Origin of the sequence: Aliikangiella marina (genome assembly GCF_007004765.1) — a bacterium.
GTDB classification, from domain to species: domain Bacteria; phylum Pseudomonadota; class Gammaproteobacteria; order Enterobacterales; family Kangiellaceae; genus Aliikangiella; species Aliikangiella marina.
In genome coordinates this window covers 1,137,483-1,158,986 of record NZ_VIKR01000002.1, presented here as the reverse complement: position 1 = coordinate 1,158,986, position 21,504 = coordinate 1,137,483, and the positions used below count along the sequence as shown (strand labels likewise).

The following is a 21,504-nucleotide window of genomic DNA, read 5'->3' as shown; positions in this document are numbered from 1 at the left end:
ACTGATAGTTTTTATACTAATAAAAGAGTCTACATTTCATTGGAAGCTATTTCGACGACCACCCTGTCCCTTATCTTATTAGGGTTAATTATTCTTTCAGGCTTTTTCTCTAGCTCAGAGACAGGGATGATGTCTTTGAACCGCTATCGACTTAAACACCTGTCTAAAAATAAGCACCGCGGCGCGATACAAACGCAAAAACTCCTCGAGCGCCCCGACCGACTGATTGGTTTGATTTTAATCGGCAACAATTTTGTTAACATCGCTGCCACCGTCATTGCGACTTATATTTGTGAACGGATTTGGGGACCAGCGATGGGCGCAATCATTGCGACTTTTGGACTGACTTTTATCATCTTAGTTTTCTCAGAAGTGACGCCAAAAACCCTAGCAGCTTTGCACCCAGAAAAAATTGCGTTTCCTGCTTCGTACATACTGAAACCCTTGTCGGTTTTACTGATCCCTTTTGTCAAAGGGTTAAACGCTATCACTAACGGTCTTTTAAGACTCTTCGGGGTCAGAGTTGATGATGGCCTCGAGGACCATTTAAGTAGCGAAGAGCTAAAAACAGTTGTCGCCGAAGCAGGCGCGATGATACCCAAGCGACACAAAAATATGCTCGTCAGTATCCTCGACTTAGAGAAAGTAACCGTCGAAGATATTATGATACCTCGCTCCGAAATTACAGGGATCAACCTAGATACTCATATCGACGAAATTATCAATCAAATGAAAAATGCCGTTCACACGCGACTACCGGTTTATCAGGATGAAATCGACAATATCAAAGGTTTTTTACATGCTCGGCAGATGATTAAGTTACTCGCCTACGATGAGGAAAATCTCAATAAAGAGGCCATTATCGACGCAATGACTCCTGTCTATTTTATCCCAGAAGGAACCCCTTTAAATACTCAATTGCTTAATTTTCAGCGCAAAAAACATCGTATCGGGTTAGTGGTTGATGAGTATGGCGACATTCTTGGCTTGGCTACAATAGAAGACATTCTTGAAGAAATTGTCGGCGAATTCACTTCAGACTTCGCCGAATCCAGTAAAGACATTCAAAAAGAAGAAAATGGCAGCATTATCATTGATGGCAGCGCCACTATTCGAGATATCAATAAAACTTTACAATGGAAACTTCCCACCGATGGACCGAAAACGCTTAATGGCCTGATCATAGAATACATCGAAGCTATCCCAAAAGCCGGTACCGGAATGCGCTTGTCTGGATACCCCATGGAAATCCTTCAAGTTAAAGCTAATATGGTAAAAAGTGTCAGAGTCTGGCCTGGATTGTATATGGAAGCCAAAGAGACCGATTAGCTCACGCGCCAACCGACTCTATAAAATCAAGCTAAATACCACCTTATATCGATTAAGAATTAAGCCCAATTTTTTACTAACCTACTGAGCGAACAATAGGTTTTTATGTCCATTTGGCACCCAAATGACACTTACTGTCGGATTTTATTGAAGCAACGATATTTTAGTGCTATTGTTTCACGATGTGGACCAGTTCACAGATTTTTCATTGGAATGGAAGTGATGTATTTTTGGTGCGTTCAGAGCGAACAAATCTGACGAAGCATTTAAAAACGCGCCAAGAGAAGTAACAAGACGGAGTTTTGAAAGAAATGGCTAACAACCCCCAAGTCTACAAGCCAAGAAGTGGTGAGAGCGAGAACCATCAATTTACCCGAAGCGGTCGCTTCTATTGTGTTAACAGTAATTGGTTTTTCAAGACACGCGAAGGCTTAAACTACGGTCCCTACTCCAGTAAAACAGAATGTCGTTATGCTTACGACGAGTTTATTGATGTTGTCAGTGCCAGTAATGATCTCGGCGGCATTCCCGTCGACTTTGATGATTCAGCAGGCTCTTGGACAGTTCCAAAAATCAATTTCAACTAAATCCCGCTCTGGATTAAACAGAATCTGACCGACAGTTAATGGCTTTACAGGCTAAAGCCGTTAACTATTGCTCGTCGCAAATTTATCTACCTGATAGTCACGACTAATAACCGATAACCAATTACGAATACGCTAACCAATTATTCTAAACAAACACGGTTATTTTCTTTTGAAAGTCTGAAAATGCGCGGAATGACTGAAAATGCACGACGGGCGGTTCAAAAAGCGCGAAAAGCAGTCCAATTCAAAATTTCCCAATGAAGAGTATTCGACGATGAGTCGTTCGCCGGCTTCATTATTGTTAGTTTAGTGTGACCAAAATCAAACAAGCTAGAAATTTGAGCCGAGAAACTTCGTTTTGAATAACTCAATCTCCCTTTTATGAACAGCGTTCGCAATAATAATTGATAATGTAAAAGAGATATATCTCAAAATAACAGGTTTCATCTTAGATATTTGTTTGAAATTTAATCACTTATAAATCTACAGTATCCCTAATGTTTTGCATTTCAACTGCAAAACCTGCATTACTCAAAACGCACAATATCAAAAATGTCTTAGTTTTGAGCTTGATTTAAACACTTAAATTCGCTGTTTTAAAAATCCAAGCCTGCTTGGAGGGCGCCGCTTTGTCTGTCAAAAATTACTGATGATGTTTGGATTAAAACACCAATTGATTAACAGCGAAGTAACAATAATATCTATCGATAGGACCCAATCATGAATACTAAAAAGTTGCTTTTAACGTTACTAAGCTGTTCTGGGATGTGGTGTATGCTGGCTTCGAGTCACGGGGCGATGTTCAAAGACTATTATAAATTTGATAACTCCAATGAAGGACTTACCGCCGCTCAAATCGTTGCCCTCCAAGGTAACAAAGCACTCGCTGCAAACCAATGCGTCAACGGCAGCGCTAACGGGTACCCTTGTCGAAATGTCGACTTACAAGCTTTTCTGGCGAAGGCCGATATGGGTGGAGGCTCGCAAAACTTAAATGATATTTGGGGATGGACCGATCCTGTTAATGGCAACGAAATTGCGATTGTTGGGCGAACTAATGGCACAGCCTTTGTCAACATCAGTGATCCTGAAAACCCCGTTCATATTGGCTTTTTAAGGTCACATAATAATGGCACCTCAAGCTGGCGTGATATTAAAGTCTACAATGACCATGCTTTTATCGTTGCAGATTCACAATCAACCCATGGACTGCAAGTTTACGATATGCGTCAACTCCGCAATACGCAGCCCAACTCAACTTTAACTGAAACCGCACACTTTAATGGTTTTGGTTCGGCTCACAATATCGCCATTAATGAAGACACTGGCTTCGCCTACATTGTAGGCAGTAATCAGTGCAGTGGCGGCTTATATATGGTTGACGTTTCATCCCCTCAAGCACCAAGCTATGCGGGTTGTTTCTCGTCAGATGGTTACACTCACGATGCACAATGTGTCATTTATAATGGTCCTGATGTGATCTACCAAGGGCGGGAGATTTGCGTTGGCTATAACGAAGACACCATTACAATTGTCGATGTTAGTGATAAGTCAAACCCTGTTCAGTTATCTCGAAGTGGCTATAGTGGTTCTCGTTATACCCACCAAGGTTGGTTCTTAAACGACAACCATTCAATATTGATCATGAATGATGAACTCGATGAACAACGCTCTTCTATTAACACAACTTCTTATATTTGGGACGTAAGTGACCTGGATAACCCGAATGAAATTGGCCGTTATGTTGGGCCCACGCCGGCGGTCGACCACAACTTGTATACGCTCAACAACTATGTCATTGAAACCAATTATCGCGCGGGCATGCGAATTCTAAGGACGACAGAAATCGAGAATGGCGTCATGACCGAAGCCGCCTACTTCGATACCATTCCGGGTTCAAATTCCGCGCAATTTTCTGGCACCTGGAGTAACTATCCATATTTTGCTAGTGGCAACATTGTATTAAGTGATATCGGCACGGGCTTGTTTATTGTAAAACCGGATTGGCAAGCAATCGACAACGATACTCCACCGCCGATTAGCTATTGTGATGCCAGTGGTAATAATGCATCTGAAGAGTGGATTGGTAACGTCGAAGTGGGCAATTTTAGTAACCCTTCTGGCAGCAGCCAATACTCCGATTTTACAGCGATGAGCGTCGCTATGTCGATCGGTAATAATGCGATTACGCTAACGCCTGAATTCGCCGGAACCAGCTATAACGAATATTGGAAAATCTGGATCGACTTCGATGCAAATGGAACATTTGATGCCTCTGAAGAGGTGTTTGATTCTGGCGGTGCATCCAGCGCCATAGTTAATGGCAACATCACTATTCCAAGTGATGCAGCAGGCAGCACCAGAATGCGCGTCGCTATGCGTTATAACGCAGCACCATCGGCATGCGGTTCATTTAATTATGGCGAAGTCGAAGATTACACTGTCACTTTCGATGGCGATCCGCCTCCTCCACCGCCCACTTGTAGTGTTGAAGAAAACTTTGAATCAGGCTTGGGTGGATGGACGACAAGCGGTTCTTGTTCAACCGGCACGTTTATCACCGGAACACCAGATCAAGTGGTTAATGGCGGCGTAACAACACAGGTAGGTGGCGCACAAAGTGGTAATTCTGCTTTGTTCACTCAACCCAATTCTGGCGGAGCGGGTTCAGATGATGTCGATGGTGGCGAGTGTGTCGTTACTTCCCCTGCTTACAATGTCGCAACAACTTCGGATGTTTCTCTCTATTACTTCCATGGGCAGAGAGATGCCGGTGATGATGCCAATGACGGATTTAATTTAGAGTTGTCGGTCAACGGCGGAAGTTATCAATCACTCGTATCAATTGGCGATCAAACGTCGAACGCCGCATGGACTTTAGAAAACTTTACTTCTGGTGCCGGCACGATACAAATTCGAGCCAGAGTTGCCGATGCAACAGGCGGTGGGGATTTGATTGAAGCTGGAATCGATAACTTAAAAGTTTGCGCTCAACAATAAGAAGAATGAAGTTTCTGAGTAATCAATCACTCAGCAACTCAGATGTTTTAAAGGCGGCCATGCCGCCTTTCTCGTGTTTGAAAAAAGGGTTAAATGATGAATCTGATAACAAAAATACAACCATTGATATTGCTCTTAATTTGCAGTCTTTTCGTCACTCAAGCAACCTACGCTCTACCTCAGAATATTCAAATTCAAGAAGCTGCAGAACAGCTAACACTCGCTCAGAGACTCGATAAAGAATCTCGCCAACATTTTTTAAAAGCCAACAAAATTCGCAAACAACTCAAGAATTTAAGAGCCAATAAAAGCAAACACTCAAATGGCGAAGATGATCCTGAAAATGAAATTTCAATGCTCGTTAAAGCACTTGAAGTTGCCCAACAACAAGGAGCAACAACTCGTGCTCAAAGTGAACAATTAAAAAAGGCGGCCACCACCAATTTCACGAAAGGTGTTATTTCTGTGTGGGGTAATTGGATCACTAACACTCGCCCGTTAACAATGGACTCAAATGTCGAAAACTTCTTTGCTCACAACTCTCGAGTAAGAAGTGTCCATAATAATATGCCGAAAGTTTCCTTAAGCGATGAAATTGTGACTGCCGATCGCAACGACATGTCTTTAAAAGTCCCGGTACTCATCGGACAAAATGCACCACCAGGTCTGGATATTGGCGCGTTTAAACTTTCTCGACAAGAAAGGTTATTTGCCCATATTGAAGTTCACACCGATCCACAAATTGAAACAACTGACTCACCGACACAGTCAAACAACGTAACAGCCGTTCCCCTAAATAGCATTCATCAATGGCGATTATTGGTGACTGATTTACAAGGCAAGCCAGTCGAAAATATTCAGTTCTTAGTCGAAGGTCATATGCCCGGTCACGTTCATGGATTACCGACAGAACCTCGGGTAATCAAAGAGATTGAGCCCGGTATTTACATCGTTGACGGACTAAAGTTTCAGATGAAAGGCTGGTGGGTTATGAAGTTTATTATTGCCGATAACGAGACTAACGCAACTGACAAAACTCAGTCAGATTTTTTTACTTTTAACTTGGTATTATAAAGATGCGATGTCTATTAGTCATAATTAGTCTAACGCTATTAAGTTGCAGCGAAAACTCAACTGAATCAGTAATCAATCATAGCACCTCCAATAACGACCCCATCTATCAATTCACTCCCGCAGATATCCGGTTTCTGTCAAAGTTCTCGCTTGATGAATTAGGTAAACCACCTAAGTCTTATAGTAATCAATATGCAAACAATGACAAAGCTGCTCAATTTGGAAAGATACTTTTCTTTGATAAACAATTTAGTCGTAGCGGAGTGTTTTCCTGCGCGACTTGTCATCAACCCAATAAATTTTTCACTGATGGGTTACAGTTTTCAATCGCAGAAGGCATTGCCACGCGGAATAGTCCTACTTTAATCGGCTCAGCCTATAGCCCATGGCAGTATTGGGATGGTCGAAAGGATAGTTTATGGTCACAAGCGTTAGCGCCGATTGAAGCCCACAACGAGCTCGATACCAGTCGAGTTGAATATGTGAGAAAACTAGCTGCTGATTATCGAGAGATTTACCAAGAAACTTTTGGCGAAAAGGATTTTTCATTTTTAAATTTATTGCCTGAAAAAGCGTCCCCTATAGGCGACCAAACAGCACAGAAAAACTGGCATAGTCTGAATAAATCACTGCAAAAACAAGTCAATGATGTATTTAGCAATGCTGGAAAAGCAATGATGGCCTATCAGCGAAAAATCAAACTACCAAAGTCTCGCTTTGATCAATTTATTGAAGCGCTAGTAGCGGGAGAAAAACGGCCACTTGCCCAATTGATGTCGGCGAGTGAAGTTCGAGGATTACGGCTATTTGTCGGTAAAGCAAATTGCGCGAGCTGTCACAATGGTCCACTGTTCACCAATTACGAGTTCCATAATATCGGCGCTCCCGATCTCGCCGATAAGCCGGTTGAATTAGGTCGATTTGCTGGCGTGAAGGCTTTACTGACAGATGAGTTTACTTGTTTATCTGAATGGAGCGACGCCAATAAAAGTCAATGCCAAGAAATGCGCTTTTTAAAAACCAAAGGCCCAGAATTAGTCGGTGCTTTAAAAACACCAACCTTGAGAAATATTGCTAACACGGCCCCTTATATGCAGTTTGGTCAATTTAAAAGTTTACGGCAAGTATTAGCTCATTATAATGATCCAACCCCGCCAGTATACGATATGGAACAGCACCCCAGTCGGCCACACTTTGATATATTGCCACTTAAGCTAAACCAACAGGAATTGACTGATTTAGAAAGTTTTCTTGGCTCATTGACTTCTCCATTACCACAAGACGATCACTGGTGGGGGCTAAACCAAGAAAATAATTTGAAAGCGCAAATCGCTTTAAAAAACCTTTAGGTATGCGATTGAGTGACGAAGGCGAGGTTTGTCACGACAAACCTCACCCAGTGAATTAGTAGAACAACGAAAAGTAGAACCGATATACTGTCGCTTCATATTCATAAAGCGGCTCAGTACCTGGCTCTGCAGAAACCCGTAAATCTCTGAAATTGTCATATTGATACAACACACGATCGAGTGATAGGTTGATGCTGAATCGATCGAATGAGTCCCAGTTTTTCAATTCGTACTTGTAGTAACCACCAACCCCGATAGTTTGTGAACTAAACGCACTCATCTCTTTGTCACGCGCTAAGAAATTTTGTGCATCAATTCTCGGGAAAAGGTCGCTATAAAAATCAGCTTGACCTTGTTTGTAGCTTCGGAGTTTGAAATCGACTTGCCAATTGTCACCAATAGGATGTACGTAACCGATCTCTTGCGAGTCGGCTTCGATTCCCCAAGTGTCGGCAAATGTCTTAAGTTCAAATTTGACTGACGCTCGATACGGTAAATAATAAAGTCCGCGAATAGCCGCTGAATCACTCGTACGTGTCTCAGGATACCGTTCATCTTGATAAGCGTATCCAGCCCCAACGGTGGGGTCGAGATACCTTACTGCCCGGTACGGATTATTTAAATACCCTTCATCGGTGATAGTTTCCAGTGAAAAATTTAAGATACTATTTTTAGTGATAATTTGCGAAAGCCCTAACCTGAAGTGGCGTCTTTCTGCGTTTTCTTTAAAGTCTTCATCGCCTCTTCGACCGACTTCGTCTTGTCCTTGTGAATACCCCAGCGAAAGCGTGGTTAAATCACCAAAGAAATCCTGACTAACCGTCAAATGCCCAGAGCGGGCAAAGAAATCGTTCTCTTGGCTTTCGGTGTAGTTGAGACCGATAGTTGTTTTGTTATGGAGGAAATCTACGCCGAATCCCTTTTCTTCACGACGTTCAGTATATTCACTCGCCCGAGTGACTACATCAATCGAGGCACTTTGTACGTTATCAACGTAGTAGTTTGCCGAAAATGAAACATTATTACCGACCGACTTTCTGACCAAAATTGATGGTCCTTGAATCGTGACTCCACCGCCGTCGTAAGCGTGATAAAGCGCGTCAGCCCGATCTTCGGGTAAGACTGCAGAAAAGGCTTGATTACAAACAAAAACGCCGCCAAAGAGAGCGGCGATTGCAAGTTTGCAGCTCTGACTAAAACGGCTAGTTACAGCCACAACCACCTCCAGCACTACCTTCTGCACCTCGCGCACCTTCGCGTGCTTGGTGAACATGATGCAGGTAGTTATCTGATACAGGCGCTTTACTGAAAGCCATAATCGGATCCGCCAGATTTTGGCGTTCATATGGCTTGACCCATGGTTCAATCGTTGTACATCCAGTCGCGATGATACAACTTGCAAACACTAAACCTCGACGAAGAATCTTACGTAACTTCATAATTACTCTCGCATTAATTCTTTAATTTTCGCGCGATACTTATCGCCATCGCCGTCTTTGTAACCCGGATGGATATAACGTACATTACCATCGCGATCAATAATAGCAGTACTTGGCATTGCCGAAACGCTGTATAACTTACTTACGTCGCCTTTTGGGTCATACAGTACCGGGAAATCAACCGGTGTATCTTTGAGGTATTTAATGGCTTTATTTGAGTCCAAATCGACATTGACACCCAATACTGTGAAGCCAAGGGCCTCATATTTCTTATGAATATCATCGAGTATCGGCATTTCAGCACGGCAAGGAACACACCAAGATGCCCAAAAGTTTAACAGTACCACTTGTCCTCGATAATCGGAAAGGCGCTTATTGTCACCGGATCGCGCTTTCAGCGTAAAATCGGGTGCTTGGACTTTATTTTCGGCAACTGCATTGACAGAGAAGACCATTAAAGTCGCAACCAATATACCTTTGACTTTGTTAACCCACTGATTTTTCATTCAAATACCTACTTTTTATCAATTTTAACTTCACATCTACAGATTATAGCCAAGTGCTAGAAAAATATTGTGAATCCCGTTGAAAATTCGAGATCACTTGCCGTTTTTGAGCCAACGATCTCAATTTTATAAACATAATCCCTCAGCGTTAGATTCAATGCTAACCAATCATTAAATAAAACCTGATAACCACCGCCAATTACTGCGGTCGCGTGATTATCTCCAGCAAAATCGGTACTCCCCAATCCGGCAAGCAAGTAAAAATTGCTAGTAAACGCTATGTCTCGCCCTAAGAAACCTTCTCCAGGCAAAATATTGAAGCCTAACGACACATCGTAGTGAGTATAGCTTCGTTCATCTGGCAGAATCGAGATTCCCGCAAGAACTTCAGCACTCGTCAGATCTGCTTCTGATTCGCTATAGTTTGCGGTAATAAATAAGTCTTCGGTCACGTGATAAGACAGCGTCGCACCTGTCACTTCATTAGTGCCGAAATCTTCAATACTGATAACCCCAATGTAAGCACCAATCTCCCAGTTTTCATAATCAATGGAATCGCGATCAACTTCACGCCTTTCCACCTGAGGATCAAATACTCGAATATTAGAGAGTGACCCTGTCGAGTCCTCCTCTTGCTCTTCTGGCTCAGCTGCTGAGACCTGGCCAATCACGGCCAAACTTAATGCTGCGCTTAAAAATAAACGCTGAATCCTATTTTCCATTCTTCTACTTGGTCGTTATCGTTTCTACTAGTTAAGATAGTGTAAGAGTTATACTCTGCACGCAAGAAAAATTGTCTTGAAATATATGCACGGGTTCCGATACCAACGCCAAGCATTTCATCTTCTCGGTCTTCAGGGAAAACTAATGTTGCCCTTGGCTTGGTTTTAATTATACCGGTACTCAGTTTGACATATGGTGATACCCGCCATTCAGGAAAAGGCGCATGCATAAAACTAATGTTTGCAAACTGGATATCGGAGACATTGCCAAGCGCTTGAGAAACCGAAAGTTCTGCGGAGATGTTTTCAGTCCAATTCCACCCAGTATAGAGACTTAGAACAGTTGCACCATCAAAATCTCCGGACATAAAACCGGCTTCAAAATCTCTTGCAATAAAGCCTGCCTGATCAGGCGTTTTAGTCTCGTAATTTTCGCCATCCGGGGTCAATGTACGTGCCATTTGGTTTTCATTAACCCAGCCAAGCTTTCCTTTTGGCGACTTTATTTTGTACCACTGAGTTTTCTTTTTAATCAGTAGGACGGTTTCGCCTTTTTCAACAATATGGAACACCGGGTAGCCTCTGCCAGGCCCCGTATGCATTTCTATAAATGGATCATTGATAACGACGGACTGGTAATCATTGTCCTCGTCTTCCACTTCGACTTCTTCGGCGCTGGCGACATAGGTCATCAATGCCAATATCAGTATCAGTAGTCCTTTGATACCTGACTTAAATTCAATCAATTTTTATTATTTCCCAAAAAACCCAATGTCCTATCAACGGAGTGCCTATTGAATAACAAACTACTGCGGTACGTCAAAGGGATTATTATAATATTGACCGCCGATATCGAGCCATTCGGCCAAGACTTTTTTCTCTGCGTCCGTTAACCACCCCTCGTGTGAGCCACCAGCGTCAAACCTTGAGAAGAATCTGACGTTACCGTTAGCCGAATTAACATTCATTGAGGGCGTCACGTTAACTGTCACCATTACTGGGATAGGATCCCCATTGGGATCAAGCACTAAGTTTCCATCCGCATCGGTAACATAAACCGGATTTCCGTTGGCATCCAATAAAGGGACTAATTGATCGATGAGCGCACCATTCATCAACTCTAACGCATTGTCATTAAAAAATAACTCGCGATAAGAGGTCAGTTGGTCAGGCTCGTCAGCAGAAGGAGTTCCAGCAAGTTCAAGCTGAGCAGCAGGTACTTGTAGTTGTCCCATATCATCGGTTTGACCGTGGCAGGTGTTACAAGTGTTGTCTTGAAGTAAATTGCCGTCAATATCAAACACTTGTCGCGGCAGCTCCCACATCGGTTGAATATGGTCGACATAGTTAATGGTAATTCGACAACGGCCGTCCCAATTAGTGAGACATCCAACTGCAGTAGGTGCAGGGGTGGCGAGCTCTCCCATATCAAAATTGATTGGTGCGTCTAGCGCTCGAGTGTTTGGATCTGTCCAAACATCGTCAAATCTCACGTTAACAGATAAATCTTGGAACCCATTAATTCGATTAAACACCTCTGCCATGGTTTCGCCTTCATCGGCAAATAAAGCGGGGTTAGTGTTTGGAAAAGGAGAACCTGTCACGGGCGCGCCAAGATTGATGGATTGCGCTTGAGCTTCCAAACGGCCGTGAGGTAGCAAACTTGTGCGTTCATGGCAGCCATTACATTGCTTAACCTCGCCTGCGGTTACCGACATCCAATTTTGGTGGCGAGCACCAATTCGGCGACCGTTGGCATCAAGGAAGTTAATCTGAAAAGCGACATCCGCGGGCACCTTAAACATTGCTGAACCATCAGGATGTACCACCGCATAACCTAAAATATCACGCATACCATTTGCTCGGCTACGTCCAAAAGCGGTGTTATCGATATCAAGAAAATCTTCATCCGGCATTGAAACAGGTTTAACAACCCTCAAAAAACGCACAGGTCTATCATCAGCCGTCGTCTGCAATGGGTCAGCCATTGCCGTAATTCCGAGAGGGCTCAAATCTTGCCCATCGAAATCATAAATACTGCGAATATGTACGATGCCAACGTTTTCTTCTACTAGGGTTTGATCAGCCAATGGCGCAGAGTCGGGAATCACCGCCGCTAAATCTCTCGGGGCTAGAGCGACAACTTCATGAGTGACAATATTTTCCTCACCGATGACAATAGGTAATTGACTGCCGTCTGATGGGTTGTACATCCACAGTCCATAAAGCGGAGGAGCTTCGACGACAGCGGGATCGGCAAGCTTTTCTGCGGTACATTCAACAGCAATCGGGTTGTCATTAGCATCGAGCTCTTCTAAACGGCAAGGCGTCCAACTAATCAGCATTCTTCCGGTTCCATCATACAAAGGAAAAACACCTGAGAACCTGCCGCCAAGCGCTGGTAAATCATCGGTTCTAACATCAAACGGTGTCGCGCTCACCTGCGCGGGGCCTGCTTCTGTGCCCGTGGTCGTTGGCTGATTAATATCAATGAAATTCTCGGTATCAATAAACGCGAACTCCCCCCCTAGCTTGGTACTGGTATTCTCTTTCAAACCCACCAAAAGGCGTCCGTCTTGCACTTGTCGCGCGCCGACAAACTCAATGGTCGCGCCGTCTGTGCCAGTATCATGACTGTGGCGGCCGTACAAGATTTCGAGGCCCGTGCCATCGGGATTAATTTGATACAGGTTAATCGTGTCATTTCCAGGTGCATTGTCCCAGCGGCTGAACACAATCTTACCGCTTGCCATAACAGTTGGTTCCATATCATGGCTTTGATTAAAGGTGATTTGCCTGATTTCTAGTCCGTCTTCACTCATCACATGAAGCGATAGTGCTTCGGTATTGCCATCCTCATCAAAGGCAGTAAATTGTGGCTTTCCTTCATCCAAAAGAACGGCTTTCGCTTGGCGTTGGCGAGTCGACGAAAATACGATGCTTCCGTCAGGTAAATACGATGGCATAACATCTTGGCCCGCTTCAGCGGTAATATCCGACTGAATGACCCTGCGCAGTGACTGAGTTGTCGAATCATATTCCCAAATATTCCAGGTGGGTTGATCCTCCTCGTCAGCGCCTTCTATTTCCGGTGCGCGCATTGCAAAAACGATTTTGCTGCCGTCAAACGATACATCGACGTCCTTTACGTCGTACATTGGCGCGGGATCGCCCTCTGCAGGGGGCTGGCCATCGACCCAGAATGCAGCGTCAGTTACGTTGACCTCAAATGCGCTTAGCGCTGCTCTATCACGCACGAACAATGCAGCTCCCGGATTAAATGTGACCGGTTCACGAACGCTAAAGTTAACTGGAACCGGGTTATCGTCGTCATCGAGTTCGGTGGGAATGGGACGCTTAACATAAGCAATCGGGAAGTCGACCACAACCGGGTCAGGATCTTGTGGCTCGGGCGGTGAAACGCCTTCACTTCCAGTACAGCCAGCCACTAGTGCGGCAAGCAATGTTGTCAGAAGACATCTAGTGCTGTTTTTGCTCATAAATACCGCCAGATTTCAATCATTTAGCTTCATTTTAACCCGTTTTTGACCGTTCAGCCCAAAACATCGCCATTTCACTCAAACTTGGGCTTTTTACTACACCCATCAATGGTATAGTTCCGAGGTTAAAAAATAGTACAATAAATTCGATATTGAAACGAGATTTTTTAAAGAAAAACAAGCCGTTGCATAAACGGTATTATTTTTCTATTGGACGGTATTATGACTTTTTATCTTCAGTATTTCTGTGCGACCATTCACGAAATATCTCAGGTGATTTGTCTATACTTTGCCATGGTCACCGGTATAAAAAGAATAAAATAGCCAAAAAAGTTGGCGAATTTGTTGTTAATGCCGATACAAACTTAAATTACTAATGCCCGACTAACTAATAGGTTGCGACTATGAAGAAAGCAATATCATTAGGAGTAACATTCAAGCCAATGCTGAAAGGAATTGTAGCAGGGTTGATTACTCTCATTTCGCTAAATGCCGCCGCCGGACCGCGCGAACAAGCCAAGCGAATTCATGACAGATTAGCAGGAATTCCTCCGACAGAAGCAATATTAGCTGACATGGAAGCTGATATCGCTTCCGGTGATGCGTTGGCCGCTGCGTATACCGCGATGGATAACGATGCATTTTACTCTGTTACCTTGAAAAACTGGGTCACGCCTTGGACGAATGAGCCAATGACGGTGTTTGCCCCACTGAATGACTATACCGCGACTGTTATCGGTATGATTCGCGATGATGTCGATATTCGCGAGATGCTTTATGGTAATGTTATCTATACCGCGCCAGGTCAAGGTCTTCCAGCTTACTCAAACAGCAATAACAATCACTATGAGCAAATGGAACTGCAACGGCTACCACTTGGAACAGTCCTTCAACAAGCGACTCAAACAAGTGTCACCGGCTTAGAGGCAGAAGCGACTGCTGGCGTGTTAACTACACGACAAGCAGCCAAGGCTTTCTTAATTGATGGTACTAATCGCGCTCAATTCCGTTTTGCATTACTCAATCATTTCTGTGGCGACTTAGAGCCATTGAAAGATATCGAACGATCGGCAGACCGTATCCGCCAAGATGTCTCTCGCAGCCCTGGTGGCGACAGCAGAATTTTCATGAACTCGTGTTATGGTTGTCACGCAGGTATGGACGCCTTCATCGGTTCATTCGCCTACTACGACTATGTTTATGATATGGACAATGACCCGGATGGTGAAAATGGTCAGTTAGTCTACAACTCGCAAGGCGTCACCGATCCAGAAACCGGCACCCGCGTCGTCGCGAAATACCACAATAACAAGTTTAATTTCCCTGGCGGATACATCACAGAAGATGACAGCTGGGAAAACTACTGGCGTAAAGGCCCCAACCAGCTAATTGGGTGGGATGACTCGCTACCAGGCACTGGCAACGGTGCTAAATCAATGGGGATGGAGCTGTCGCACAGCGCTCGCTTCTCTCGTTGCCAAGTCGAAAAAGTATTCGAAAATGTCTGTCTTCGTCCTCCTGTTGACGCAAACGACAGAGCTCAAATCAACAGCATGATCACTTCACTCGCCAACAATGGCTATCAACTGAAGCGAACTTTTGCTGAATCAGCAGTTTATTGTATGGGAGAGTAACGATGAATTTTAATCCAGAAATATTCTCTCTAGAATCACTCAAAAAGAAACTAAAACATCAGTTAACGCCGGTTATGGCGAGTGCAGCGATTGTCATTACCATGACCGCCTGTTCTGGTGGTGGTGCTGAAGTTGAAGAAAATCCTGTAGCGCCGCCTCCTCCGTCGTCTAATTATAGTGGTCCGCCACCAGAGACCGACGATGTGCAATCATTTAAACTCAATGTCTGGGATAACCTATCAGCTTCAAACCGCTGTGGAGAGTGTCACGGAGACGGTCAAGCACCTGAATTCGTCAACTTGGCAGACATCAACGTCGCTTATGCGGAAGCCAATACTATCGTCGATCTACAAAGACCCTCAGAGTCTCGAATGGTCACGAAAGTTGCGGGCGGGCATAACTGTTGGTTAACAAGTGACGCGGCTTGTGCCGATACAATCACGCAATATATTACGGCTTGGGCAGGTTCTTCTGCTACTGGCGGAACAACTATCGAACTTCAAGCGCCACCAGTAAGAACGCCGGGCGATAGCAAGTCTTTCCCTGAAGCACCTGCGCTCTTTGAGTCGACAGTTTATCCTTTACTAACGCAATATTGCGCGGCTTGTCATAATGAAAATGCGGCAAATCCGATTGCACCTTTCTTCGGTAACGCTGATATTGACTCGGCATACGCAGCGGCGAAAGCGAGAATCAATCTAGATACGCCAGAAAATTCTCGTTTTGTTGAAAGACTCCGCAACGAGTTCCACAACTGCTGGACCGACTGTGGTGCAGCGTCAACAGAGATGGAAAATGCGATTGTAGCCTTCACTGATCAAATACCACTGACTCAAGTCGACCCAGCATTACTAACCAGTAACGCGCTCTACTTGACTGATGGTATTGTTGCTAGCGGTGGCGGTCGCTTTGACACTAACATCATCGCCTTGTGGAACTTCAAAACTGGCTCGGGCACCACTGCTTTCGATACCTCTGGTATTGAACCTGCGATTAACTTGACTATCAGTGGCAGCTTTAACTGGGTCGGCGGCTGGGGTATCCAGATCGTTGATGGAAAAGCGCAAGGTTCAACGGCTAACAGTAAGAAATTACACGACTTGATTAAGTCGACTGGTGAGTACTCAATTGAAGCTTGGGTTGCTCCAGCTAATGTTACTCAAGAAGGTCCAGCGGGAATCGTCAGTTACTCAGCAGGAACTTTGGCTCGTAACTTTACTCTGGGTCAAACTCTGTACAACTATGAGTTCTTAAACCGTTCAAGTAACACTAACGAAAACGGTGACGACTCGCTATCAACACCAAACGCCGATGAAATCGTGCAAACAGCGTTGCAACATGTTGTTGCGACTTTCTCACCGACCGAGGGTCGTAAGATCTACGTTAATGGTGAATTGGTTGCCGAAGAACAAGTTGAAAATGGCGACTTGAACGATTGGGATGATACCTATGCATTCGTCCTAGGTAACGAAGTTTCCAGTGACCGATTATGGCAAGGTACTTTCAGAATGGTTGCCATTCACAATCGCGCTTTGACTGTCGAACAAGTTATTCAAAACTTCGATGTTGGTGTTGGCGAGAAGTTCTTCATGTTGTTCGGCATTTCAGACCTTATCGGTTTGGAAGAGTCTTACATCATGTATGAAGTCAGCCAGTGGGACAGTTTCGGTTACCTATTCGACAAACCGCAATTCATCAACTTAAATGGTTCTGAGTTGCCAAGTGACATCGATATCGAAAAAATTCGCATCGCGGTTAACGGTAAAGAAGTTAAAAATGGTCAAGCATACAAAAACTTACGTGTGCTGCTTAATGCTGCGGACTACGACCCAGCACTCGGCCAACAAATTTCTCGACTTGGTACCGTTATCGCGCTAGAGAAAGGTCCAACGGCTGACGAGTTCTTCCTGACCTTCGAAAAAATCAACGGTGCAGAGAACATCTTCGTAGAGCCACCCGCTCCAACTCCGGCAGAACCGGCAGACTTGCCAGCGCGTCCAGAGATTGGCGTTCGTGACTTCTACGAAATTCATGCAACAATGTCTAAAGCGACGGGCGTTAGCATGGCAAACTCAGAAGTTGCAGCAACTTACGAGCTTGTTAAGCAACAGTTGCCAACGTTAACCGATATTGATTTCTTCACCTCGGCACATCAAATGGGGGTTACTCAGTTAGCAATCGCTTACTGTAGTGAGCTGGTCGATGATACTAGTTTGAGAAATAGCTACTTTAACGGCTTCAATTTCTCAGCATCGGCAAGTACGGCTTTTGATACCGCAGCTGAGAGAGACCAAATTATTGACCCATTACTCACTAATATCATGGGTGACAACTTATCGACTCAGCCTGCAGTCGGTGATGTCAAACCAGAGCTTGAGTCACTGATTGGCAACCTCTCTAATTGCGGTGGAAGTTGTGCAAGTGATAGAACTGAAATTGTTGTAAAAGCCACATGTGCAGCAGCGCTTGGTAGCGCAGCGATGTTGGTTCAATAGTAGGAGCATTAGATAATGAAGAAATTAACCAAAGAGCAATTACTCAATGCACCACTGTTGCATAATTGTCACAAGAAGCCTGTGACACGTCGCGACTTCATCGGTCAAGGCATGATGGCAGGCACGGCGAGCATTATGGCTCCCTCAATCCTGGGATTATTTGGTAATCCACGCAAAGCTCACGCGGCGCTTTCTCCGGATATCGAAGCGTTGAAAAACGCTTGTGGTATCGCCGTTCAAGGTGCAGGTAAAATTCCTTTTATCTGCTTCGACTTAGCCGGTGGCGCTAACTTTGCAGGTTCTAATGTGCTAATCGGTGGTCGAGGGGGTCAGTTAGACTTCCTCTCTTCCGCAGGTTATGCACGTCAAGGTTTACCGGGTGATATGGTACCCTCAGTGGTTAACCCTCAAACGGGATTATCAGATTTCATCAACTCTGATTATGGTTTGTCTTTCCACAGCGACAGTGCTTTCCTTCGCGGTATCATGGACAAATCGACAGCAACTACAGCTGCTAATACTAATGGTGCGGTAATTCCCGCGCGTTCAGACAATGATTCTGGAAATAACCCACATAACCCTATGTATGGTATCAACCGCGCGGGGGCAGATGGCTCGTTACTCACCCTAATTGGTTCTCGTAACAGTGACTCAGGTGGTAACTCAATGGCACCTGCCAATATGATTGACTTATCAATTCGACCAACCAAAGTTGACCGCCCAAGTGACGTCACGGGCTTAGTCGATGTTGGTGATTTAGTTGGATTGCTTAGCCAAGACGAAGCGGTATCAGTCATGGAATCGATTTATCGAATTTCTGATAATAAAATGGACCGCGTAAACACCAACATCAGTACCGATGCGGTGATAAAAGATTTGGTTCGCTGCGGATATGTTAAATCAGCCGACCTTGCTGATCGATTTGGTAACCCAGCAACGCTTGATCCGTCGCTCGATCCTGAAATCGTTGGTCCAAATGGAATTTTCTCTCGAGCTGAATTCGATTCAGATGGTGAGTTCCGTAAAACCGCTTCTGTTATGAAGATGGTTATCAACGGGTTTGCCGGCGCAGGCACCGTGACTATGGGCGGATTTGATTATCATGGCCAAGGTCGATCTACCGGTGAAGTTCGTGATTTCCGAGCAGGCCGTTGTATGGGGGCTTGTCTTGAGTACGCAGCCAGAGTCGGTGTTCCACTTATGATTTATGCGTTCAGTGATGGCTCAGTGAGTGCAAACGGAACAATTGATGACAGTGTTGAAGGACGTGGTAAGTTTATGTGGCAGAGTGACAACTCAAATACCGCGGGTTCATTCTTCATGGTCTACAATCCAAATGGCCGCGCTAACTTAATCGGTGGTACGCCGGAGCAACAAGCCATATCGCAGCAAATTGGCTACATGCGGCCGGATGGTTCGGTTGAGACAGCCTCGTCTCCTGCGGCAAACAATCCTAACTTGCTAGCCGAAACTGTTATTCTAAATTACATGGCCTTACACGGCGAACAAAACAACTTTGCGAGTTTGTTCCCTAATCACGGCCTGGGTAACTCAGTATTGATGGATAGTTTGACTGCCTTTGAACCAATCGTTAATGGTACTATTGGTAGCTAAGCAAAGGCTGACTATGCATTAATACTTTGATGAATTATACCGAAACCTTAGACAAGGCTTTGTCCTGCTTGCGTCAGCTTGATTTGGACAAAGCCTTGTTGCTTTTTTACCAGTTGCTCGATGAAAACCCGAGAGATCTTGAATTGATTGATCGGATCTACAAACTTGAGGTCAAACGCCCGCACATGCCCGGTTTTGAGCGAATCTGTCGGCATATATTTTCGGTGAATAGCTCATCCCAAGAATTCCATGAGTACTTCGTCAGAGCGTACACAGACTTTAGCGAACAGTTCGGTCGCAACTCGGAGTTTTCAGATGAGCAAGCTTACAACTTGCTTTATCAGCTATCTTCAACACGGTTTGAACAAGACTGTGAAGCGCTCGTGACTCGGATAAAAAAACACCAGGCTAACAACCCCAAAACCCCTTCCGCACTATTTCGTTATTGCGAATCTCTGATTAGCAAAGGACAAATGCTGAAAGCGAAAAATGAGTTCAGGTATTTGATTACCTACTACACCGAAACCCCAGAGGCCCAAAATGCGATAGCACGCCTTTCATGGGTTGAAAGCCAAATTGTGCGATAATTGTGTGACAGTCTCATGGTGCCTTTCGCTCTGAGAACTATCGTATGATTCCACCATAGAATAACCTTGAGTTATCTGAGCGCAGAAAGTGGAGTATTTGCCTTATAGATATTTACTATCAAATTTGCTAACTCATAAATATAGACACATTTCTTAACATTTCCTGACGGTCCATTGCTCCAACTTCCGCTATTCTCCGTATCATTTTCAAACCTTCGAGTTATATATATTAGTTAGACGCCGTGCTAAAACTTTGCGCTATCACACAAGCACAGCGGGCAGACAACTGACTACAACAACAGCTGGGAACTCTTATGACACAACCTCATTCAGATATGGACCAAGTTAATCCAGAGCAGCTTAATACCACCCCGGTCACTTGGTTAAAGCATCTTATTGTTTCTGTTATTATTTTGTTTATTGCTTTTAGCGTCGTCGGCGCAATGTTTGCCAGCAAGCCAGAGGCCAGAAAGTTTGGCAATCGGCCGCCACCCAGCGTCGGTGTTGAAACAACCAAAATGCAGCCTACTGACTATAAGGTTTGGGTTGACTCATATGGCGTCGCTGAGCCACTGACTCAGACTCAGCTTGTATCTGACGTCAACGCGAGAGTTATTAGCGTATCACCTCAGATAAGAGCCGGCGCGAGCTTCCAAAAAGGTGATGTGCTAATCCAACTCGATCCTCGTGACTTTGAAATCGAGGTAAAAGTCGCTGAGTCAGCGGTTGCAGATGCAGACTTTAATTATAAGCAAGAAGTTGCACAGGCAGCGCTGGCTGAAAAAGATTGGAACATTCGCCCAGGCAACCCTGAGGCGCGCAGTTTAGCGCTACGCGAGCCGCAAGTGGCTGCCGCCCTTGCTGGTCTTAAAGCTGCCGAAGCAAGGCTCGCTCGAGCTAAACTAAATCTAGAACGGACCGAAATACGCGCGCCATTTACAGGTAAAGTCTTACGCCAAATGGTTGACTTAGGGCAAGTGGTCTCCCCTTCCCAAGCTATCGCTGAAATCTATGCGACTGAAACCATTGAAGTTCGGTTACCGGTCAAAGCTCAGGACCTTGATAACTTGACTATTCCGCCGGCTGAATCGATCAATGATCCAACTTACCTCGGTGATAGACCGCAAGTCATCGTAGAGGCTGAGTTAGGACGAAATACTTTCCAGTGGAAAGGTGAGCTAGTGCGCAGCGAAGGGGCGTTTGATACCAATACACGCATGCTTTATGTCGTTGCTCGAATTAATGACCCATTCATCGCAACGCAAGAACGACCAGCCCTTCGTGTCGGTCAATTTCTGCGTGCGAAAATCGAGGGAAAACAGCTTAACGATGTCTTTGTTATCCCACGAAGGGCGGTTAGCCAAGACAATTCTATTGCTATCGCCGAAGAAGGCATGTTGCGCAAGCGAAAAATTCAACCATTATGGACAGATGCAGACACAGTCGTTGTCGCCGTCAAGAACGACGACAACACGATTTCAAGCGACGACACATTAATCCTGACACCCACAGCTAACTTAGTGGATGGCACTCGAGTTAAATCGCTTTCTGAACAGCCATCCAAGCAAGGATTAGCGGTTGCAGAAAACAAAAATGCCGCTGACGCTAAAGCCGCCAAGGGTACCTCGACGACAGGTCAATCAACCGCTTCGCCCTCGGCCAACTAGG

16 protein-coding genes are annotated in these 21,504 nt (G+C 44.8%); 10 read left to right on the top strand and 6 right to left on the bottom strand.

Annotated features, from left to right (window positions below; all coding sequences use genetic code 11):
• Positions 1 to 39 precede the first annotated feature (39 nt).
• From FLL45_RS11375 to FLL45_RS11355, 5 genes are all read left to right on the top strand, one after another.
• Complete coding sequence (locus FLL45_RS11375; protein WP_142942122.1) at positions 40 to 1,329, top strand: HlyC/CorC family transporter; 1,290 nt, start codon at positions 40 to 42, stop codon at positions 1,327 to 1,329.
• 311 nt (positions 1,330 to 1,640) lie between these two features.
• Positions 1,641 to 1,916, top strand: coding sequence for a DUF6316 family protein (locus tag FLL45_RS11370; protein WP_142942121.1), 276 nt, complete (start codon positions 1,641 to 1,643; stop codon positions 1,914 to 1,916).
• Positions 1,917 to 2,636: 720 nt separating this feature from the next.
• A complete protein-coding gene (locus FLL45_RS11365) occupies positions 2,637 to 4,916 on the top strand; it encodes a choice-of-anchor B family protein (RefSeq protein WP_142942120.1) in 2,280 nt (759 codons plus the stop codon).
• Positions 4,917 to 5,012: 96 nt separating this feature from the next.
• On the top strand, positions 5,013 to 5,990 hold the full coding sequence (locus FLL45_RS11360) for a FixH family protein (RefSeq protein ID WP_185964419.1): 978 nt from the start codon (positions 5,013 to 5,015) through the stop codon (positions 5,988 to 5,990).
• A gap of 2 nt (positions 5,991 to 5,992) precedes the next feature.
• The gene (locus FLL45_RS11355; protein WP_142942118.1) at positions 5,993 to 7,339 is read left to right on the top strand and encodes a cytochrome-c peroxidase; all 1,347 of its coding nucleotides are present in this window, start codon (positions 5,993 to 5,995) and stop codon (positions 7,337 to 7,339) included.
• A gap of 55 nt (positions 7,340 to 7,394) precedes the next feature.
• Here the strand turns inward: FLL45_RS11355 and FLL45_RS11350 are convergent, their stop codons facing one another.
• From FLL45_RS11350 to FLL45_RS11325, 6 genes are read right to left on the bottom strand one after another with little or no spacing between them, the layout of a single operon-like run.
• Positions 7,395 to 8,555, bottom strand: a complete 1,161-nt coding sequence (locus FLL45_RS11350; protein ID WP_246075812.1) for a DUF3570 domain-containing protein — start codon at positions 8,553 to 8,555, stop codon at positions 7,395 to 7,397.
• The gene (locus FLL45_RS11345; RefSeq protein ID WP_142942116.1) at positions 8,542 to 8,778 is read right to left on the bottom strand and encodes a DUF4266 domain-containing protein; all 237 of its coding nucleotides are present in this window, start codon (positions 8,776 to 8,778) and stop codon (positions 8,542 to 8,544) included. The genes FLL45_RS11350 and FLL45_RS11345 overlap by 14 nt, the downstream gene beginning before the upstream one ends.
• Before the next feature lie 2 nt (positions 8,779 to 8,780).
• A complete protein-coding gene (locus tag FLL45_RS11340; protein WP_142942115.1) occupies positions 8,781 to 9,284 on the bottom strand; it encodes a TlpA disulfide reductase family protein in 504 nt (167 codons plus the stop codon).
• A 56-nt stretch (positions 9,285 to 9,340) separates the two neighbouring features.
• On the bottom strand, positions 9,341 to 10,006 hold the full coding sequence (locus tag FLL45_RS11335) for an outer membrane beta-barrel domain-containing protein (RefSeq protein ID WP_142942114.1): 666 nt from the start codon (positions 10,004 to 10,006) through the stop codon (positions 9,341 to 9,343).
• Positions 9,976 to 10,752 (bottom strand): SH3 domain-containing protein, encoded by a 777-nt coding sequence (locus FLL45_RS11330; protein WP_142942113.1) that lies wholly within the window; start codon positions 10,750 to 10,752, stop codon positions 9,976 to 9,978. The genes FLL45_RS11335 and FLL45_RS11330 overlap by 31 nt, the downstream gene beginning before the upstream one ends.
• Positions 10,753 to 10,812: 60 nt before the next feature.
• Positions 10,813 to 13,506 (bottom strand): HzsA-related protein, encoded by a 2,694-nt coding sequence (locus FLL45_RS11325; protein WP_142942112.1) that lies wholly within the window; start codon positions 13,504 to 13,506, stop codon positions 10,813 to 10,815.
• A 404-nt stretch (positions 13,507 to 13,910) separates the two neighbouring features.
• Here FLL45_RS11325 and FLL45_RS11320 point away from each other — a divergent pair, with 404 nt between their 5' ends.
• From FLL45_RS11320 to FLL45_RS11300, 5 genes are all read left to right on the top strand, one after another.
• On the top strand, positions 13,911 to 15,140 hold the full coding sequence (locus FLL45_RS11320) for a hypothetical protein (protein ID WP_246075811.1): 1,230 nt from the start codon (positions 13,911 to 13,913) through the stop codon (positions 15,138 to 15,140).
• A gap of 2 nt (positions 15,141 to 15,142) precedes the next feature.
• Positions 15,143 to 17,635, top strand: coding sequence for a LamG domain-containing protein (locus FLL45_RS11315; protein ID WP_142942111.1), 2,493 nt, complete (start codon positions 15,143 to 15,145; stop codon positions 17,633 to 17,635).
• A gap of 15 nt (positions 17,636 to 17,650) precedes the next feature.
• Positions 17,651 to 19,249, top strand: a complete 1,599-nt coding sequence (locus FLL45_RS11310) for a general secretion pathway protein GspF (protein WP_142942110.1) — start codon at positions 17,651 to 17,653, stop codon at positions 19,247 to 19,249.
• A 29-nt stretch (positions 19,250 to 19,278) separates the two neighbouring features.
• A complete protein-coding gene (locus FLL45_RS11305) occupies positions 19,279 to 19,836 on the top strand; it encodes a tetratricopeptide repeat protein (RefSeq protein ID WP_142942109.1) in 558 nt (185 codons plus the stop codon).
• 314 nt (positions 19,837 to 20,150) lie between these two features.
• Entirely contained in the window at positions 20,151 to 21,503 is a 1,353-nt protein-coding gene (locus FLL45_RS11300; protein ID WP_142942108.1) for an efflux RND transporter periplasmic adaptor subunit, read from the top strand.
• Position 21,504: the final 1 nt, after the last annotated feature.

Coding starts and splice junctions, on each gene's coding strand:
- FLL45_RS11325 (WP_142942112.1), bottom strand. CDS start 13,506: ATGAGCAAAAACAGCACTAGATGTCTTCTGACAACATTGCTTGCCGCA.
- FLL45_RS11310 (WP_142942110.1), top strand. CDS start 17,651: ATGAAGAAATTAACCAAAGAGCAATTACTCAATGCACCACTGTTGCAT.
- FLL45_RS11360 (WP_185964419.1), top strand. CDS start 5,013: ATGAATCTGATAACAAAAATACAACCATTGATATTGCTCTTAATTTGC.
- FLL45_RS11355 (WP_142942118.1), top strand. CDS start 5,993: ATGCGATGTCTATTAGTCATAATTAGTCTAACGCTATTAAGTTGCAGC.
- FLL45_RS11345 (WP_142942116.1), bottom strand. CDS start 8,778: ATGAAGTTACGTAAGATTCTTCGTCGAGGTTTAGTGTTTGCAAGTTGT.
- FLL45_RS11340 (WP_142942115.1), bottom strand. CDS start 9,284: ATGAAAAATCAGTGGGTTAACAAAGTCAAAGGTATATTGGTTGCGACT.
- FLL45_RS11300 (WP_142942108.1), top strand. CDS start 20,151: ATGACACAACCTCATTCAGATATGGACCAAGTTAATCCAGAGCAGCTT.
- FLL45_RS11335 (WP_142942114.1), bottom strand. CDS start 10,006: ATGGAAAATAGGATTCAGCGTTTATTTTTAAGCGCAGCATTAAGTTTG.
- FLL45_RS11315 (WP_142942111.1), top strand. CDS start 15,143: ATGAATTTTAATCCAGAAATATTCTCTCTAGAATCACTCAAAAAGAAA.
- FLL45_RS11365 (WP_142942120.1), top strand. CDS start 2,637: ATGAATACTAAAAAGTTGCTTTTAACGTTACTAAGCTGTTCTGGGATG.
- FLL45_RS11320 (WP_246075811.1), top strand. CDS start 13,911: ATGAAGAAAGCAATATCATTAGGAGTAACATTCAAGCCAATGCTGAAA.
- FLL45_RS11305 (WP_142942109.1), top strand. CDS start 19,279: ATGAATTATACCGAAACCTTAGACAAGGCTTTGTCCTGCTTGCGTCAG.
- FLL45_RS11370 (WP_142942121.1), top strand. CDS start 1,641: ATGGCTAACAACCCCCAAGTCTACAAGCCAAGAAGTGGTGAGAGCGAG.